The organism is Meiothermus sp. (genome assembly GCF_025056915.1).
Classification (GTDB): domain Bacteria; phylum Deinococcota; class Deinococci; order Deinococcales; family Thermaceae; genus Meiothermus.
In genome coordinates this window covers 28,262-45,308 of record NZ_JANWVH010000001.1, presented here as the reverse complement: position 1 = coordinate 45,308, position 17,047 = coordinate 28,262, and the positions used below count along the sequence as shown (strand labels likewise).

General features: G+C 63.8%; 15 protein-coding genes. 6 read left to right on the top strand and 9 right to left on the bottom strand.

Annotated features, from left to right (window positions below; translation table 11 throughout):
* Window positions 1–132 precede the first annotated feature (132 nt).
* The 4 genes from NZN28_RS00225 to NZN28_RS00215 form a co-directional block, all read right to left on the bottom strand.
* A complete protein-coding gene (locus NZN28_RS00225) occupies window positions 133–792 on the bottom strand; it encodes a DUF4397 domain-containing protein (RefSeq protein ID WP_295394391.1) in 660 nt (219 codons plus the stop codon).
* Window positions 793–977: 185 nt separating this feature from the next.
* Window positions 978–1,346 (bottom strand): hypothetical protein, encoded by a 369-nt coding sequence (locus tag NZN28_RS00220; RefSeq protein WP_295394389.1) that lies wholly within the window; start codon window positions 1,344–1,346, stop codon window positions 978–980.
* On the bottom strand, window positions 1,343–1,498 hold the full coding sequence (locus tag NZN28_RS14620; protein WP_367275814.1) for a DUF2256 domain-containing protein: 156 nt from the start codon (window positions 1,496–1,498) through the stop codon (window positions 1,343–1,345). The genes NZN28_RS00220 and NZN28_RS14620 overlap by 4 nt, the downstream gene beginning before the upstream one ends.
* Before the next feature lie 63 nt (window positions 1,499–1,561).
* Window positions 1,562–2,908 carry a deoxyribodipyrimidine photo-lyase gene (locus NZN28_RS00215; RefSeq protein ID WP_295394387.1) on the bottom strand — a complete coding sequence of 449 codons (1,347 nt, stop codon included), beginning with the start codon at window positions 2,906–2,908 and terminating at the stop codon, window positions 1,562–1,564.
* A 110-nt stretch (window positions 2,909–3,018) separates the two neighbouring features.
* On the opposite strand from NZN28_RS00215, the gene NZN28_RS00210 reads away from it, so the two are divergent.
* The 5 genes from NZN28_RS00210 to NZN28_RS00190 all read left to right on the top strand — a co-directional run bounded on the left by NZN28_RS00210 (window position 3,019) and on the right by NZN28_RS00190 (window position 8,673).
* Window positions 3,019–4,014 (top strand): membrane dipeptidase, encoded by a 996-nt coding sequence (locus NZN28_RS00210; protein ID WP_295394385.1) that lies wholly within the window; start codon window positions 3,019–3,021, stop codon window positions 4,012–4,014.
* Between the two features lie 300 nt (window positions 4,015–4,314).
* Complete coding sequence (locus NZN28_RS00205) at window positions 4,315–5,076, top strand: sulfite exporter TauE/SafE family protein (protein ID WP_295394382.1); 762 nt, start codon at window positions 4,315–4,317, stop codon at window positions 5,074–5,076.
* 314 nt (window positions 5,077–5,390) lie between these two features.
* The gene (mreC, locus tag NZN28_RS00200; RefSeq protein WP_295394379.1) at window positions 5,391–6,182 is read left to right on the top strand and encodes a rod shape-determining protein MreC; all 792 of its coding nucleotides are present in this window, start codon (window positions 5,391–5,393) and stop codon (window positions 6,180–6,182) included.
* A 247-nt stretch (window positions 6,183–6,429) separates the two neighbouring features.
* Window positions 6,430–6,906, top strand: coding sequence for a rod shape-determining protein MreD (gene mreD, locus NZN28_RS00195; RefSeq protein ID WP_295394376.1), 477 nt, complete (start codon window positions 6,430–6,432; stop codon window positions 6,904–6,906).
* Between the two features lie 27 nt (window positions 6,907–6,933).
* Window positions 6,934–8,673: a penicillin-binding transpeptidase domain-containing protein gene (locus tag NZN28_RS00190; RefSeq protein ID WP_295394558.1), complete on the top strand. Its 1,740-nt coding sequence runs from the start codon at window positions 6,934–6,936 to the stop codon at window positions 8,671–8,673.
* 9 nt (window positions 8,674–8,682) lie between these two features.
* On the opposite strand, the gene NZN28_RS00185 is transcribed toward NZN28_RS00190, so the two are convergent.
* The 5 genes from NZN28_RS00185 to NZN28_RS00165 all read right to left on the bottom strand — a co-directional run bounded on the left by NZN28_RS00185 (window position 8,683) and on the right by NZN28_RS00165 (window position 15,056).
* Entirely contained in the window at window positions 8,683–10,212 is a 1,530-nt protein-coding gene (locus tag NZN28_RS00185; RefSeq protein WP_295394373.1) for an NAD(P)/FAD-dependent oxidoreductase, read from the bottom strand.
* A 341-nt stretch (window positions 10,213–10,553) separates the two neighbouring features.
* On the bottom strand, window positions 10,554–11,051 hold the full coding sequence (locus NZN28_RS00180; protein ID WP_295394370.1) for a peroxiredoxin: 498 nt from the start codon (window positions 11,049–11,051) through the stop codon (window positions 10,554–10,556).
* Between the two features lie 48 nt (window positions 11,052–11,099).
* Window positions 11,100–11,606: a peroxiredoxin gene (locus tag NZN28_RS00175; protein WP_295394367.1), complete on the bottom strand. Its 507-nt coding sequence runs from the start codon at window positions 11,604–11,606 to the stop codon at window positions 11,100–11,102.
* Between the two features lie 670 nt (window positions 11,607–12,276).
* Entirely contained in the window at window positions 12,277–14,301 is a 2,025-nt protein-coding gene (locus NZN28_RS00170; RefSeq protein ID WP_295394365.1) for a protein kinase, read from the bottom strand.
* Complete coding sequence (locus tag NZN28_RS00165) at window positions 14,298–15,056, bottom strand: protein phosphatase 2C domain-containing protein (protein ID WP_295394362.1); 759 nt, start codon at window positions 15,054–15,056, stop codon at window positions 14,298–14,300. Before NZN28_RS00165 ends, NZN28_RS00170 begins: the two co-directional genes overlap by 4 nt.
* Window positions 15,057–15,078: 22 nt before the next feature.
* Between NZN28_RS00165 and NZN28_RS00160 the strand changes: the two genes are divergently transcribed.
* Window positions 15,079–16,878: a hypothetical protein gene (locus tag NZN28_RS00160; protein WP_295394360.1), complete on the top strand. Its 1,800-nt coding sequence runs from the start codon at window positions 15,079–15,081 to the stop codon at window positions 16,876–16,878.
* Window positions 16,879–17,047: the final 169 nt, after the last annotated feature.

Below are 17,047 nucleotides of genomic sequence, written 5' to 3'. Positions count from 1 at the left end.
CTTCGATAGATGCAAAACCTTCATGCAAAGTTGGTGTTATGGTCTAGGCACAGAAAATGTCGCCTTGCAGGGTAAAAGTTGGGTGGCCCCGAACCAGGGCCACCCCAAAGGCGGTTTCAGTTGAGCTCAGGCTTACTTATCGACCGCTACGACCACGCTCAGAGGTTGGGCGGTGGTACCACCGACCGCGAAAACGGTGTAAACCTTGCCTGCTTCCAGGGCCACGTTGTTGAGCGGCAGGGCCACGGTGGTGGTTCCGGCAGCGCGCACGTCGAAGTTGTAGGAACCAGCCGGCACCGTCAGGTAGCCCGAGGCTTTGGGGAAAGCCAGGTTGGGCACCACGACCGCGCCGCCGCGAATCGCCACGTCCACTGCGGGGGCCGTGGGCGAGGTGTGGACGACCCGAATGCCGGCCTGGCCCGCCGCCAGGGTGGGCAACACGTCTTCGATGATGGTGGGCCCGAGCTTGGGCTGGTTGCCGGTGGCGTTGAGCAGGCCGGTGGCCGCAATGGTGTACATCTTGCCGGCGGCAATGGTGGCTTTGGCATCAATCACCCGTGGGGTGGTCGCACCTGCAGGCACCACCCATACGGTAATTTCTCCGGCGGGCAGCGAGAGGTAGTTGCTGACGGCCTTGAAGGGCACGTTTTGCAGGGCTCGAGCGCCGTTGACCCAGACATCTACCGCCGGTGCGTCGGGTGAAAGGTGGGCCACGCGCACCATCGCGTTGTTGCTTTGTGCAAAGCCTAGACCGATAGCCAGTACCGCCAGTAATGCCAACAACTTCCTCATGGTTTGCCTCCCTTGCAGCCAGGGGTTTTAGGCCCTGGAGGTAGGGTCGCACGGCTGCGGTCGCGAAGCATCTTTTGCTCGACTCTTTTGCCCACGCTCTCGACCAGGCCCTTGCAACATCCCCCTACCGTGTGCAAGACCAACATACTTGTAAAGGGTAGGTACAATATTTGTACAGGTTACGTTCATATTTGTAGGGCATGGAACAGATCGAAGAAAAACAAGAACAGGCCCTGTGCTACGATAGACAAGCCAAAACCCTTGAGTACCGGCTTGGGGCGCGTCCACAGACCCCAACCAATGGCCATGTACAAAACGTCCAGGCCGGCGTTAATCCAGAGGAGCCGTCGCAGGGAGGCCGGGTCCGGTTCGGCCCCCAGCCAGCCTCCATAGGCAATCGCCGCATTGACCAAGGCCCAGACCCCGGTCATGAACCAGAAGGGCCTCCAAAACTCATGCCGGGTACGCCATAAGCCAAAAAGAGCGCCCCCCCAGCACACCAGCGCCCACAGCAGCAGTTGCTGGGCTATGCGTTCTCCGGCCAGTTCGCTCAAGCCTTCCTCCCCCGGGCCTCATTCCGGCAGCGTTCCGAGCAGTACTTGACCTCCGGCCAGTTCTGGGTCCACTTCCTGCGCCACTGGAAAGGCCGGCCGCACACAGCACAAACCTTCACCGGCAGGTGCGCTTTGAAGCCTCTGAGCCGCATATGCATCCCTTGAATGGGGCAGAAACGCTGTGTAATCTCCGGGGTCGTCGGTCTGATGGAATCCTACGGGCTTTTGGCCTTTGCCTCCCGGCTTCTGGCGGCCCAGTCAGGCTTTTTGGCAATCTGCCCGGCGGCGGCCAGGTAGCGTCGGCGGGCCAAGTCCAGATCCAGCGCCTGGGCTTTGTAGGGCTCAGGGCGGCCCCCCGACTCGGGCACCCAGCGCCGGAGCCACGCACCGCCGGGGTCGTGGGTCTCGGCCTGGGTCACCAGGTTGAAAACCCGGAAATAAGGCGCCGCATCCACCCCCAAGCCCCCCGCCCAGTGCCAGCCTTGCAGGTTGGAGGCGTTGTCGCCGTCAAGCAGCAGGTCGCGGAAGGCCCGCTCGCACTTCTGCCAGGGCAAAAGGGCCAGCTTGACCGCAAACTGCGCCACCACCATGCGCCCCCGGTTGGACAAAAAGCCGGTGGCCCGCAATTCGCGCATACAGGCGTCCACCACCGGGATGCCGGTCTGGCCGTGCAGCCAGGCCGAAAACAGCTCGCCGTCGTCGTTCCAGGGGAGGTCGTTCCAGCGGGGGTCGAAGGCCTGGGTGAGCATCTCGGGGCGGTGGTAGAGCAGATCGCCGCTGAAGTCGCGCCAGCACAGCTCGTTCACCCACTTAAGGGCGCCCTCACCCCCTACCTGCAAGGCCCTTCGGGCGGCCAGGCGGGGCGACAGAACCCCCAGGGTGAAGTAGTAGGAAAGCCTCGAGACCCCCTCCCCGGCCAGCCCGTCGCGGGTCTGGTGATACCGGGGCAGCTTGTCGCGCAAAAAGACCTCGAGCGCCCCCAGGGCCGCCTCCTCACCCACCGGCGGCAACGGCACATCCGAGGCTTCCTCGGGGATGACGCCCAGGTCGAAGCCGGGCGGTAGGGACACAGCCGGAAGGTGGGGGGGGGCCTCGAGCAAAACCGGCTTGCGGGCGGCCCACCAGCGCTTGGAGAAGGGCGTAAAGACCGTGTAAGGGCCGCCCTCCGGCTTGAGGATGGCGCCGGGCTCGTGGATGTACTGTCCGTCCAGCCAGTTCACTCGACCCGGCAGCACCGACCCCACCTTCTGATCGCGAAAGCGGGCATAAGGGGTGAAGTTACGAACGGCATAGACCTGCTTCACACCGAGCGCCCCGACCATCTGAGGCAATACCTCCCAGGGCAGGCCCTGGCGAACCAGTAATACCCCCCCGCGTCGGGCGTAGCCCTCGCGCAGCGCAGCCACGTTCTGATAAAACCAGGCCCGCCGGCGTGGGCTGGTGTTTTGCAAAATGTTGGGGTCCAATACAACCAGACCCAGTACGGGCCCCTCCTTCAGGGCCTGGCCAAGGGCGGGGTTGTCGTGCAGGCGCAAATCGGCGCGGTGCCAGACCAGATTCATAGGTGCATTTTTCTCGATAAGCCCGCGCAAAACTTGGGGCCAGGCTCCTAATCCGCTGGCGTGCTTCCAGACAGGATACCACCAGGGCGCAAACCGATAAGATGTGAGCCATGATTGTAGATGCCCACCTCGACCTGGCCCACAATGTGGTCGACCTGGGGCGCGACCTCACCCTGCCGCTCGCAGAGTTACGCAAGTGCGACGCCCATCCCGATGTGCCCGTCGTGACCCTACCAGCCTTGCGAGAAGGCAAGGTGGGTATCTGTTTTGCCACCCTCTGGGTGGACCCACGCCAGCACACCGACCCCCAGAGCGCTTACCAGCAAGCCCTGCGGCAACTGGAGGTGTATTTGCGCTGGGAGGAACAGGGGCTGGTGCGAATTCTGCGCGATCGGGCCGATTTGCAGCGGCATCTGGCTTTGTGGCCGGAGGATGGGATTACGGCCCTGGTCATCCTGATTGAGGGCGCTGAGTGCATCCGCCAGCCAAACGAGGTGGGGTTCTGGAAAGCGCAGGGGGTGCGGCTCATCGGCCCCGCCTGGAACCGCACCCGCTATGCGGGCGGAACCCGTGAACCCGGCGGCCTGAGCGAACTGGGCTTTGAACTCATGCGGGCCATGCGGGAGAATCATCTGGCCCTGGACTTCTCGCACATGGACGAACAGGCCTTCTGGCAGGCCCTGGAGGTTTTTGATGGGGCGGTCTGCGCCACCCACAGCAACCCCAGGGCCCTGCTGGGCGGCGAAGGCCCCCCATATGCCAACCGACACCTGAGCGATGCCATGATTCGGGCCATCGGCCAGCGAAACGGCGTGATTGGCACGGTGCTCTTTGGGTTTTTCCTGGAACCCACCTGGCAGCGCGGTATGGAGCGGGTCAAGCTGGAAGTAGTTGGGCGGCACATGGCCCACACCGCCCGCCTGGTGGGCTGGGACAAGGTGGGCATCGGCTCCGACTTTGACGGGGGCTTCGGCCTGCACGAAAACCCGGAGGGGCTAGACCAGCCCGGCGACCTGCAAAAAATAGGCGGTTTGGTTCCAGAACCCTTCAAGCAAGGGGTGCTGGGGGAGAACTGGCTGCGCTGGTTACAAACCGCCCTGCCCTGAACCCTGCCAAGCAGACACCTGAGGCGCCCCCGTGCCCACAATCCGGGGAGGCCCTCTCCGCCCATCTTCCCGGTTGGCCCTGGGGAGGGGTCACCGAATACGATATGAACCTTGAGTTCCGTTTTAGCCTGTAATACCAAATCTACAACGAGGTAACACATATCGCGCTCTTCACAAACGTGGCGGCCTCGTCTGTAAGCGCGATAAAACAGCGGTCGAAGGCGGGTTTTGAACCCGGCGGCAGGTAACCAGGCCAGATTTTGAATCTAAAATCTCACTTGTTGTGGTATAACGGAGGCTGTGAATCTTCCAAGTTTGTGGATTGGCCTGGTCGCCGGGGCCTTTGGGGGCCTGGTCGGCCTGGGCGGGGGCGTCGTGGCTGTGCCCCTGATGGTCGCTTTCCTGAAGCTCACCCAGCACGAAGCCGTAGCCACCAGCCTGGTAATGGTGGTTTTTACCGGATTGGCGGGTGCCTTCTCCTACGCCGCTCATGGAACGGTGGACTGGGTAGCAGCCTTGCTGATTGTCCCGACGGCCATGGTCACCGCCAACCTGGGAGCCCGGTTTGCCAACCGCCTGCCCGAGTGGAAACTCAAGCGGGTCTTTGGCTGGTATCTGGTTTTTGTGGCTTTGTCGCTGCTGCTCAAGCCCTACATTCCCCACGTGGAAGAGCCTCTGCAAGGCTGGGTGCGGGTGCTGCCCTTGCTTCTGACGGGGGGGTTGGCGGGCTTTGCCTCGGGGATGCTGGGGGTGGGCGGCGGCACCATCACCGTGCCGATCATGGTGTTGCTGGTGGGCCTCGAGCAGCACACCGCCCAGGGCACCTCGCTGCTGGCCATGATTCCTTCGGCCCTGGTGGGGTCCTACACCCACTATCGCCACGGCAATCTGTCGCAGGCTTATGTGCCAGGGCTGGTGGTGGGCATTCTGGTCGGGGCCTTTGCAGGGGGTCTGGTGGCCAATCAACTGCCTGAACTATGGCTGCGCCTGCTGTTCGCGGTTGTGTTGATATGGACGGCTAGCCGCTACGTGGGGGCCCAGCCCAGGCCCCAGGCGACGTAGCGCCGGCCCCTCGAGCCGGTGAGCGAGCCTTTCCGAAAGCAAACTGGCTGGCTAACCAAGGGGTGTTTACTGGCCCATGCAAAATGGCCACGCCAAAACGGTGGGCATGGGTGTTTTCTGGGGCTCCACCCTCTGCCGAAAGCCGTGAAGTGAAACCTGGAGGCAGGTGTCCCAATCTGAACTGCATTCTAGGGTTCTGTATAGTGAAGCAGGCTCGGTGGAGCCATGCGCTAAACTCTGGTTTGGGAGTTGGGTTTTTTGAAGCTTTGCAGCACAGACCATCGTTTCCTGCACCCCTCGACTGGCGGTAGACCATGAGCGATACCGTTATTCGCAGGGCCTTGCTGATTGGCTTAATGGTGCTGGGGGTATTGCTCGCCACCCTGACCCGGCAATCGGCCCCTAGCCTGCCGGGCGAGTTTGCCGCGCGCACCGCCCCTTTGTTTGGCTTCTCCTTTCGCCTAGGCCAAAACGCCAGGGCCAGCTTGGCTGCCGTGTTTGACCGCCGTGACCTGCGGGCCGAACTGCGACAGGTGCAGGCCGAGTTGCAGCAGCTCAGGCAAGAAAACCAGCGCCTGAGACTGGAAAACCGCAAACTACAGGCCACCCTGCGGGTGCAGGCTGTGCAGGGCCTGGGCGTGGTCGCGGTAGCACCGGTGATTGACGATGATCCTTCGGGCCTTTACCGCAGGCTCTTTTTGGGAGCAGGTTCGGCCCAGGGGCTGCGGGTCGGCATGCCGGTAACCACCGCCAGCGGACTGGTGGGGGTCATCACCGAGGTCACGCCAAACAATGCCGTGGTTCGCACGGTGCTTGACCCTGAGTCGCGGGTAGGGGTGCGGCTCGCCAGTGCCCCGGGTCGGGGCATTGCCTATGGCGCCCCTCCCCGCAGGCTGCGGGTGGAAATCGCCCCCGAGGCCCAGGTCAATCCCGGTGACAAGGTGGTGACCGGCGCTTTGCAGGGCCTCTACCCCGCGGGCATCTCGGTTGGGACGGTGGAGCAGGTCTTGCCTGTTTCACCCGGCGCGTTGAAGAAGGTCCTGATTGTACGGCCCTCCGTGCAACTTTCGCTGCTGGAGGAAGTGCAGGTGCTCAAGCCGTTATGAATGCACACGAGACCCCCCTCCAACGCGCCTCCTGGTTCTTTTTCACCCCGTATCGCCAGGCCTGGGTGATGCGGTCTTTTGATAATCGGTTGGGAACCGGCCTTGCAGCAGCCCCAATTTTCATGCCCTGTGGCTCTGCTCCGCCGTTGTCCAAAGCGCAGCCTGCGAACACCCGGCGCAGCCGTTGTTGCCGTGCCGATGCGCCACACCGTGCAAGGCGCGACGGCAAACCCATTCTTGGCCCACTATGCGAATCCTTTTGATTAGCGGACTGGCTTTCGTACTCCAGGGCTTTGTTTCCGGCTTGTTGGGGGATAGTTTTTCGCCCCCCGATTTGATTTATCTGGCCACCTTGTTGCTGGTGGCTTCGACATCGCCCTATGTGGGCTTGCCGCTGGCCTTTGCCCTGGGATTGCTGCAAGACTTGCTCTCGGCAGGTTACCCAGGGTTACATGCGGTGGGGTTGCTTTTTGCCGCCTATGCTTACTACCGTCTTTCGCGCCTGGTGCACTGGGACGAGTTGGCCGGCCAGGTCGTCATTCTGGGAGGTAGCTTTGTAGCCAAATGGCTGGGCATCCTGCTGGTGGCCTTCTGGCTGCGTTTGGGCAACTTCAACCCTCTCACGCTGTGGTCGGTTATCTTACCGGAGATGCTGCTGACGTTGCTGATTGCGCCTTTGGTGATTCAGCTCTCCCGGCAGCTTTATGCGGTGCGCAGCAAATAGGGGTGCCTGGTGAACAGCCGCGTCTGGATCCTGCTGGGGCTTTTTTACCTGATACTGCTGCTGTTTGTGGGGCGGCTTTGGCAGTTGCAGGTATTGCAGTACGAGCAATATGCCACCCGCAGCCAGGGCAACTACCTTCGCACCGAAACCTCGCTGGCGCCCAGGGGCCGCATTCTGGACCGCAATGGACGGGTGATTGCGGCCAACCGGCTGGCGGTGGATCTGATTTATACGGGTGGAGAGGTGCATTTCAAGGAGCGCATCCTGGCCCTGCTGGGGCTCAAGGAGCTGCCCAAGGTGGAGCGGGAGCCGGTGGAGCTCTTGGTGAACATTCCGGAGGCGCTGGTGCCCACCCTGGCCGAACTCACCGCCGGGGAGCCCAACCTGAAGCTATTGGAGCGCATCGAGCGGGTCTACCCCAACCCCATTGCCGGGCCGGTGATTGGATACACGGCGCTGCCCTCCCAGGAACAGCTCAAGGAAGGCTACGACCCCGAAGAGCTGGTCGGAGCGGCGGGCCTCGAGGCCGCCCTGGAAACCCATCTGCGGGGCATCAAAGGGGTGGTGCTGGCCGAGGTCAACGCCCGGGGCCAGCGGGTGCGCTTCGAGGAACTCAAAGAGCCCCAGGCCGGTTCCGACGTGTACCTGACCCTCGACCTGAATCTGCAACGAGCTGCCGAGCAGGCCTTGCGGGAGGGAGTTGAGGACATTAATCGAATTCGCCTCCGCTACGGGCTTCCGCTGGCCCGCCAGGCCAAGGGGGCCATTGTGGCCCTCGACCCGCGCAACGGCGAGGTGCTGGCCATGGCCACCGCCCCGGCCTTCGACCCCAACCTGTTTGGCCGCCGGCCCCGCCCCAATGACCAGATTCGCGCGCTGTTCGCCGACAAGGACAGGCCCACCCTGAACCGGGCGGTCAATGCCTACCCCCCCGGCTCCACCTACAAACTGGTGACCTCGAGCCTGGCTCTGGAAAGCGGCTACGTGAGCCCCGGCACTGCCTACCGTTGCAGCCCGTACATCGTTTTTGGCGGCATCCGGCGCAACTGGGCGCGGGTGGATATGGGCATGATGACCGTCAAGGAGGCCATTGCCCAAAGCTGCAACACCTGGTACTACCAGGTGGCCATGCTGGACCCCATCGGCATGGTGGACAGGCTCCACAAGCGGGCCTTGGAGCTGGGGATAGGCCGCCCCACCGGGCTGGAAATTGGCGAGCAGAACGGCATTGTGCCCACCTTGCAGTGGAAGCGACAGAACCTCCCCCAAGACCCCCGCTGGTGGCCCGGCGAGACCCTCTCGATTGCCATCGGGCAGGGCTACAACAAAGCCACCCCGGTGCAGATTGCCCGCATGCTGGCCACCATCGCCCAAAGCGGCCAGCAACCCGAGCTGCACATGGTGCTGCGGATTGGCAACCAGGCCGTCCGCAGGCCCCATACCTCGGTGGCCGGCCAGTACTGGAAGGAGCTTCAGGAAGGGCTGCGCAAAACCGTCACCTGGGGCACCGCCCGGCACGTGCTGGGCAGCTTTCCGGTGGCTACAGCGGGCAAGACCGGCACCGCCCAGAACGAAACCCTCACCGCTGGCCTCGAGCACGCCTGGTACATGGGCTACGGCCCGGTAGACCCCGCCGACCCCCGCCCCCCCCTGGTGGTGGTGGCCTTTTTCGAGAACGGCGGCGAGGGCAGCGGGGTGGCCCTGCCCGCTGCGCGCAAGGTCATGGCTGCCTACTGGAAGGTGGGGCAGGAGCTGGCCGCCCGCTAGTTCTCTCCTTTACTCCGAGGAGGCTCTGTCCTGTAGAGAGCAGCCAGGGTGGGCGGCTCCGTCTGCAAAGGGCGCGGCAGGCTCCAGGCCCAGCCGGGCCAGCACCAGCGCAGCCACCCGCTCGCCCCCCATGGCCACCGCCGGCACCGACTGCCCCGGGAAGATGGTCTCCCCCACCCGCCACAGGTTTGGGAAGGGGGTTCGGGGGCTGGGGGTGCGGAAGGGATGCACCTGCGGATACCCGCCCACCCAGCCGCTCTGCCGCCTTGTGTAAAACCAGTAGGTGCGGGGGGTTGCCCCCAGCAGCAGCGCCGCCGAGGCCCGGAAGCCGGGAATGAGCCGCTCCACCTGACGCGCGACCCGCTCCTGCCAGGCTTGTTTCTGGGCCTGGTAGGCCTCCTTGCCAAGGCCCTGCCACTCGGCCAGCCGGGTGTGCACCGAGGCCGACAGAACCCGCAGGCCCGCCGGGCCGCGCAAGGAATCGCCGGGCTCGGCCAGGCTCACAAAGGTCCACTCGCCGGCCCCCGCCCACTGCCGGTAGGGGGCGCCCGGCGGAACCAGGCCCTCGGGCACCACCGCATGCAGCATGAAAGCCCCCCAGGCATCGGCCGGGGGGGGCTGCTGGGGGCCTTCCGGCACCAGGGCGGCTAGGTCGCCGGGGGTCAGGTTGGCGATGAAGAGGTCGGCCTCCAGCACCTCGCGCTCCCCCCGCCGCCGCCCGCCCAGGGCCACCTCCACGCCCACCACCCGTCCCCGGCGAAGCCAGAGCCGTTCAACCCGGTGGCGGTAGAGCACCCGGCCCCCGTAGCGCCGGACGGCCTCGGCCAGGGTCTCGGCCACCGCGCCCATCCCCCCCAGGGGCATGGCGGGGCCCCGGTGGGGCAGATCCAGCGCCGCCGCCCCAAAGAGGGCATAGGTGCCCCCGGCATCGGTCTGGGCGGCAATCAACAGCTGGGCGTCCAGAAAACGCCTGAAGGCGGGGTTCGCGGGCGCATGGGCCGCGGTGCGGCGCAGCAGATCGGCCAGAATGCCGGGCAGGTCGGCCAGGTGGCCCAGCGCCCAGGGCAGCCCTTTGTGCAAGAGCCGCCGCAACTCCTGGGCATTGGCGGGGGGAAAGGGCAGGCCCTGGGCCAGCCCCCACAAAGCCTCGGCCCGCCGGGCCTGCCAGGCCCAGAAGCCCCGCACGCCTCTGCCAAAGGCCTGCTCCTGGGCCTCGAGCTCGTGCGCGCGCCCCACCGGACGGGGCACCACCCGGCCATCGGGCAGCCAGACCTCCATCAGCGTTTGGCCCTGGGCCAGCCGACGCACCGGAAAACGAACCCCCAAGCGGCGCTCCAGCCGGGTAAAAACCCCCGCCTCGTCGAAACCGGCCAGCAGGGTCGCCCCCGCATCGAAGCGGAAGCCCCGGTGCCAGAAGGTGCCTGCCGAGCCGCCGGGGTAGGTATGGTGCTCGAGCACCGTGACCTCGAGGCCCGCCTGGGCCAGCAGCGCAGCGGTGGTGAGGCCCCCCACCCCCGCGCCAATCACCACCACTTTCATCCCTTCACATTCTGCGGTTTAAAGCGACCCAAGACTTACGGAATGGTTACAAACTCGAGCGCTCTTCGCATATTTTGAGCCATTCGAGGTGGCCGCCTGGAAGACAAGCGTCTCGGCCCAGACGCATTCTCCGTGGGCGGCCACGTCTATGTAGAGCACGATTGCGGGGCCAGCCCCGGAGCCCTTGCTACGCGCGGTTCGATTCCCAAACCGCTTTGTCCCGCGCGCTGACCGGCTGGATGGGCCATCCCGCCAGTGAAGGGCAAGGTAAAGGTTCGGTTATTCCTTCGGGCGCGGCTTTGCCAACCAGCAGGGCTTGGCTCATCCGGAAGGGCGCCCGCTCATCGCTTGATTTCACGCACGTAGGCCAGCACCGTATCGGGGTCGCGGAAGGCGTTCACACTGCGCCAGATGCGCTCGATGCGGCCTTTGGGGTTGACCAGGATGGTATCGCGGTTGTAAAAGCCCAAAAACCCTCCCACTTTGAAGAGCCGGGCCAGGGTGCCGTCCTTATCGGGGAGCATGGCCCCTTTGAGGGCCATCTGCTCGATGAAGCTGCACTGGTCGGCGGCGGGGTCGGCGCTCACCCCGAAAATCTCCACCCCGAGCCGGTCGAACTCGCCGTATAGCTCGGCGTAGCGCTTGCCCTGGGCGGTGCAGCCGGGCGAGCTGGCCTTGGGGTAGAACCAGAACAACAGATACTTCCCTTCTCGAGCGACCGCCGCCAGGTCTACGGGCCTGCCGTAGGAGTCCTGCACTCTGGGCAAGGAGACCGGGTCGCCGGGGGCCAGGGCCAGCGCGGGCGCCAGCAGCAAGGGCAAGAACCACAGGCGTTTCATACCCTCGAGTCTGCCCGCAAGGAGGCCCACCCTGCTGTGGGCCAGGCTTCAAGTTGGCGCAGACTCGGCCTGAGCGGGGCCCGCACCCACCTTCGATTTCAAGTATTCCAGCACCACCCTGGCATCCTGGAAAGGGTTAACATTGCGCCAGATTTTTTCAATCCGCCCCTCCGGGTTGATCAGAATGGTATCGCGGTTGTACATCCCCAGCAGCTGGCCAAAGCCCAGCCAACCGCCCACCCCAAAAGCACGCCCCAAGGCCCCCGAGGGATCGGGAATCATGCCGCCCTGCAAGGCCAGCCGGTCTATAAACCGACACTGCGCCGAGGCGGGGTCGGCGCTCACGCCAAACACCTCGGCGCCCAGCTGCCTGAAGGCATCGTGCAGCTCGGCGTACTGCTTTCCCTGGGCGGTGCAACCCGGCGAACTGGCCTTGGGGTAGAACCACAGCACAATGTAACGCCCCTGCCCGACCAGCGCCGCCAAATCCACTGTGCGGCCCATAGCGTCCTGAACCTGCACTAGAGGAGCAGGGTCACCCAGCTTCAACTTCATGGGTTCAGTATGGTGTTTTTGCCAAAACCCGGCTGTGAGGCAGGGCTAAATTCAGTCCGCAACCATGCCACCATTGCTTGGGCCCTGTGCAAACAACAGAAGCACTGAGGCAGCGGCCAGCCCACAACCTAGAGCGCTCTTCACATTTAGAGCCATTCGAAATATAAGAAAGCTTTGTCCTGGACAGAATAGTGGCGGCCTGGAAACTCGAAAACATGCGCCTCGGCCCAGACGCAACGCAGACACTAGTCCCTTCTCGTTTTCATGGGCGGCCACGCCTGTGAAGGGCGCGATAAGCCGATCGCCCCCTCCCAGCTTGTCCGACCTCATGAATTGCTTTACACAAAATCCACGACGAGGTAACAAATAAAGCCTCCTGAATCCAAGACTAGAAGCAAGGTTATCTGACCCCGGCAAGCTGGACGAGATGCCACTCGGCAGAAGGCGTGGGTGCTCCAGCCAAGGGTACCCGCTGCCTTCAGGGTTCTGCCTGCCCCTTCGAGGTCGTAGGGCCCCATTCTGGCTTTAGGGGTCGCTTTGAGGGAGATTTGGTCGTACACCAAAAGCTGGCATCAGGCATCAAGCGCAAATGGAAGACTACCTCCCCGATATTGAACGCAGGCGCCGGGCGTTTTCCTGGTTTCGACCGCCGCTTTCAGCTTGAGGTTCGCTAGTCAAAGGCCTGGGCCGAGAGGTCAACGGGCACTTCGGCTTTGGCCTTCAGGGTGTTGTGCCAGCAGGCGATGCCCCGCAGGGGGGCATAGGCTTCCAGGCTGGGGAGGGTCTCGCCGCTCAGCTTGATTCTGTGAATCTTGGTACCTCCCCGGCGAATGGCATAGACGATGTCGTCGTGTACCACCATCTCCACCTGGCTGGTGGGGTCTTCGCCCTCGGCCACCGGCAGCGGAAGCGAGAGCAAGACCTCGCCCTCGAGGGACAGTTTGCGGATTTTCTGGCTGTCTGAATCGTAGATCAGGAGCTGTTCGTCGGGGGTCAGGCCCAGGCCGCCCAGCAGCCGCAGTTCCTGCGACTCCCGGCTCTTGCGGAAGGCGTAGCGCGAGACATACTGGCCGCTATGCTCCAGACGCTGCACCTGGCGGTTGCCGTAGTCAAGAACAAAGATGTACTTGCGACTGGCCAGCAAGGCCCGGGGCGACTCGAAGGTACCCCGGCCCTGTCCGGAGCCACCAAACCGGGTTACGGGATTGCCCTCGAGGTCGAAGCGGGTGATGGTGCAGGCCTCGCCGTCCAGCACCAGCAGGCCGTCGGGAACCGCCGCCAGCGAGATGGGGTAGAGCAGTTCGCCCAGCTTCATTCCGTAAGGTGCAATCGAATGGGTCAACTCACCCTCCACATCGAAGCGGTGCACCAGCCGTACCGCACCCCCACCATACTCGAACAGGCTAATCCAGAAACCGCCGTTCTTGTCCACCGAAAGCGAGAGCGGGGGCGAGGGGAACATGCCCCGCCCGCTGCCTACCCCGCTCCACATCCGCATCAGGGTGCCGTGCAGGTCCATCAGGCGCAGGGTGCCCTTCTTGGTCTCGACGGCCAGGGCCAGGTAGACGGGGGCCGAGAGGCCCGGGTCTTCCTGCCACTTGCCGCGCAGCACCTCCAGCACCGCTTCCAGGCCGGGGCGCTTATCCGGGTCTTTTTCCAGCATGCGGTACACCAGATCGGAGAGCACCTGCGGGATATCGGGGTTGATCTGCTTGGGGGGAGCGGGCATCTGGGTAATCTGCTGGTGAATGACCGCCTCGTAGGCCCCCTGGAAGGGCGGCTGCCCGCACAGGGCCTCATAAAACACCACCCCAAAGCTGTAGATGTCGGATTTGTGGTCAATGCGCTGACCCTTGGCCTGTTCGGGACTCATGTAAACCGGGGTGCCGATGCGGGCCCCGGTGATGGTCAGCCGGGTCAGCACTTTACCGGCGGCAATCCCAAAGTCCATCAGCCGCACGCCTCGAGGATCCACGCTGCCGTCGTCGCGCACGGCGTTCTTGAGCACCATGATGTTGCCAGGTTTGATATCGCGGTGGATGATGCCCTGGGCATGAATGTGTTGCAGGGCCTCGGCGACCCGGCTCATCACCTCCACGATGCTCCTGATGCCCAGGCGCTTGCTCTCAATCAGGCGATCCAGCCCCTCCCCATCGAGAAATTCCATGGCGATGTAGTGGGTGTCGCCCTGGTTGCCGTGGTCGTAAACCTTCACAATGCCCGGATGGTCGAGGTGGGCCAGCAGTTCGGCCTCGCGGTGAAAGCGCCGCACAAAGCGCGGGTCGCCGATGTATTTTTCCTGGGGAATCTTGAGCGCAATCAGGCGGCCATCTTTCTTGCTGCGGGCCTTGTAGACGGTGGCCATGCCGCCAATACCGACCTTTTCCTGAATATCGTAGAGGGCCTCGAGGCCGGTTACGCTGTTGCCCAGCGACACCTTCGAGTTGGGCTTGGTCTTGGGGGGGCGGGGGGCGGGCTTGGGGCGGGGCTTAAAGGCCACCCGGGTGGACTTGGGCACCCACATCGAAGCCAGGCCCAGCACCAGTGCGGCCACCAACACCAAAGGCTCTGCCCCCAGCACCACCAGACCGCCCAGCACCAATACCATGGACGCCAGCATCAGCCAGGTGCGTCCCGTGCGCAAGATGAGCGCGGCGGAGACACCGACCAACAACAAAGCAATCAGGTAGCTCATTTAAACCTCGCTGCAACCACCGTGATGTTGTCGGTGCCACCCCGCACCAGGGCCTTGCTGACCCAGCTCTCCAGGGCCGATTGCAAATCGCCGGTAATGCTCCATTCCTCGGGCGGCACCAGGCCGTAGAGTCCATCGGTGGCCAGCACCAGCACCTCGCCAGGGGCAAAGTTCACCGCCGTAATGTCGTGCCGAACGTCGGACAGCCCCAGGGCCTGGGTCAGCATGTGCTTCCAGGGGTGGTCTTCGGCCTGGTCGGCGGTGAGCACCCCCTGGCGCACCTGCTGGGCCACCCAGGAGTGATCCTGGGTCAGCAGGGTCCAGCGCCCCGAGGAGTAGCGGTAGGCGCGGGTATCGCCCACATGCCCAATCACGGCTTGCCGGTTCCACTCGGTCAGCATGACGGCGGTGAGGGTGGTGCCCATGCCCTTGCGCGAGGGCACCCGCTCGCCCTCTTGCAAGATGCGCCGCTGGGATAGCTTGAAGGCTTTGTCCATGACCAGGTTGAGCCCCACCCCAGGGCGGCCCGTGGCCGCATGCTCGGCGTAGGATTTGGCCGCTGAGCTGACCCCCTCGATGGCCAGCTTGCTGGCCAGCTCACCGGCTTCGGCCCCGCCCATACCATCGGCTACGGCCAGCAAAACCAGGTTGCCGGCAGGGGTTGGATGCACCGCCACACGATGAAAGTCCTCGTTGTTTCGACGACGACGACCGATATTGGATTCTGTGGCAATTTCGAGCCGTGCCAATCGCATGACACCTTATAATACCGTTTGAATGAAGGCGGGCTTGGTTGAATTACTCGAGCTATATGAATACAAGGTTGACGACCTTGTTGCTGGCACCGAACCCAAGGGGGGAATGGCGGGCCTGACCCGTCTGCGCCAGACCTTAATTCAGTCCAACCTGCCGGGCCCCCTGGCCAAAAAGTTTCGGGATATTGATGCGCGCTTCAAGGCCCACCGACCCGGCTACAAGACCACCGTGGACGAGGGCAGCGCCCCCGACCTGGGCATGATTCTGATCGAAGAGGAGGCGGCCCAACTCAGCCCCGAGCAAGAGGCCCTGGAAAAGCTGGCCGAGGCCGTGTACTGGAGCCGGCTCGAGCGCGAACTTCTGCGCACCGCCAAGACCTTCAATCACGGCAAGCGCGACGAGCTGCGCATGACCTATGCCATCCTGCAAAACCTCGAGGCCTACTCCAGAAGCCCCCAGTTTGCCCAGGACTACAACCTGTCGCGCTTTACCCTTTCCCATCCCATCCCCAGCGTCTCGGACCCCCGGGTGCACCTCGAAGACATCCAAATTGCCAAAAACATGCTGCTGGAACTTTTCCGCGAGGCCTTTGCGCTCTCCGGCAAGCTCAAGCTCCCCCCCGAAGAAACCGTGCCGTACCTCCGGCGCTTTGCCCGGCGGGTGCTGGAGAGCGAGGGCTCGCTGCGCACCAGTATCCGCGGGCCCAGCTCAGAAACCCTGCGGCGGGCGCTGGAGGAGGCCCACCGCCAGAAGCTGAGCATCGGCGAAATTCGAGCTTTAGAAGAGCGGCTGCACGCCGCAGCGGCGGAGGAGCGCCGCATGTCTTTGGTCATGGAAGAAGACCGGGGTCGCTTTTCGGCAGCCATCGAGCGCCTGACCACCCTGCTGACCCGCTACCTGCCCAGCCCCCGGGGCGAGGCCAGCTGGCCCCAAATTCCACCCAAAATCCTGGGCAGCCAGAGCCCGGAGTTTGGGCTTCAGAGCGTTCCCCCCGATGCCAAAGCCCTCAACTTGCGCCTGATGCCGCAGCGCTTCTACTTCTGGAACCACGAAATTGGCATCTCGCAGGCCGGTAAGCTCTTTGGTCTGAGCGTGGACGGGCAGGAGCGCATGATTGAAGAAGATGCGGCCTTCAGCCTGACCCTGCCGGATGCAGAGCTGCACGTGATCCGCTACCAGGACTACCTGCACCTGCGCATCGAGCCCCGCGAGGCAGCCACCCTTTCCAATCTCCTGGCCGAGGGTCGGGTCCTGGCCTTCCTGATGTGGCCGGAAAACCACTATGCCTACCTGCGCCTGCTGCGGGCGCTTTCGGCCCGGTTCAAGGGCGAGGTCAACTACGGGCTGTTCAGCCCCGAAACGGCCAGTAAATATGGCGAAGCGCCCATAGACAACCTCCAGGACTTTGCCCGCAAGGGCCTCGAGGTAGTCAAGGGCCGCATCGAAAAGCACTCGAACTGGATTGCGTATCTGGCCGAAGTGGCCCGGGCCCTCGAGCTCGAAAGCTATGCCCAGGTTTTGCAGCTCGAGCTCTCCGAGTGGCTGGGGTTCAGCCCGCCCTCCCGCGATACCCTGGGCGAGAACGTCAGCTCCACAACCGTGGGGGACAGCCCCAGCACCATCAAGGAGGGCAGCGCAGTGCTTTCACTGCGCTACCAGGACGATGCCATCTACGTCTCTTCAACCGGGCTGGTGCCCCGCAAACTGCTCGACTTAATGATCTGGATGCTGCCCGAAGGCGGATTGGTGCTGGCGCGGGAAGGCGCGCGGGTCGCCCACAGCCTGGTTAGCATCCAGCCCCAGAACCACGCCGTTCCCTGAGGACGGCTTTGAAAAAAGGCGGTGTTCTGCCGGGATGGCATCCTGCAAAGCGTTGCGAGGGTGGGGCCACCCTGTGTGCCTAAGCAGCCCTATGAATGGTCAGCTTTCCATCAAAGAGTGAACTTGGTTTATGTTTACGATGTATGCTTGACAGTTTATGATGACTGCA

What these genes read in the sequence shown, in the direction of transcription:
- NZN28_RS00225 (WP_295394391.1), bottom strand. Translation starts at nt 792, where the DNA reads ATGAGGAAGTTGTTGGCATTACTGGCGGTACTGGCTATCGGTCTAGGC.
- NZN28_RS14620 (WP_367275814.1), bottom strand. Translation starts at nt 1,498, where the DNA reads ATGCGGCTCAGAGGCTTCAAAGCGCACCTGCCGGTGAAGGTTTGTGCT.
- NZN28_RS00215 (WP_295394387.1), bottom strand. Translation starts at nt 2,908, where the DNA reads ATGAATCTGGTCTGGCACCGCGCCGATTTGCGCCTGCACGACAACCCC.
- NZN28_RS00210 (WP_295394385.1), top strand. Translation starts at nt 3,019, where the DNA reads ATGATTGTAGATGCCCACCTCGACCTGGCCCACAATGTGGTCGACCTG.
- mreC (WP_295394379.1), top strand. Translation starts at nt 5,391, where the DNA reads ATGAGCGATACCGTTATTCGCAGGGCCTTGCTGATTGGCTTAATGGTG.
- mreD (WP_295394376.1), top strand. Translation starts at nt 6,430, where the DNA reads ATGCGAATCCTTTTGATTAGCGGACTGGCTTTCGTACTCCAGGGCTTT.
- NZN28_RS00185 (WP_295394373.1), bottom strand. Translation starts at nt 10,212, where the DNA reads ATGAAAGTGGTGGTGATTGGCGCGGGGGTGGGGGGCCTCACCACCGCT.
- NZN28_RS00180 (WP_295394370.1), bottom strand. Translation starts at nt 11,051, where the DNA reads ATGAAACGCCTGTGGTTCTTGCCCTTGCTGCTGGCGCCCGCGCTGGCC.
- NZN28_RS00175 (WP_295394367.1), bottom strand. Translation starts at nt 11,606, where the DNA reads ATGAAGTTGAAGCTGGGTGACCCTGCTCCTCTAGTGCAGGTTCAGGAC.
- NZN28_RS00170 (WP_295394365.1), bottom strand. Translation starts at nt 14,301, where the DNA reads ATGAGCTACCTGATTGCTTTGTTGTTGGTCGGTGTCTCCGCCGCGCTC.
- NZN28_RS00165 (WP_295394362.1), bottom strand. Translation starts at nt 15,056, where the DNA reads ATGCGATTGGCACGGCTCGAAATTGCCACAGAATCCAATATCGGTCGT.
- NZN28_RS00160 (WP_295394360.1), top strand. Translation starts at nt 15,079, where the DNA reads ATGAAGGCGGGCTTGGTTGAATTACTCGAGCTATATGAATACAAGGTT.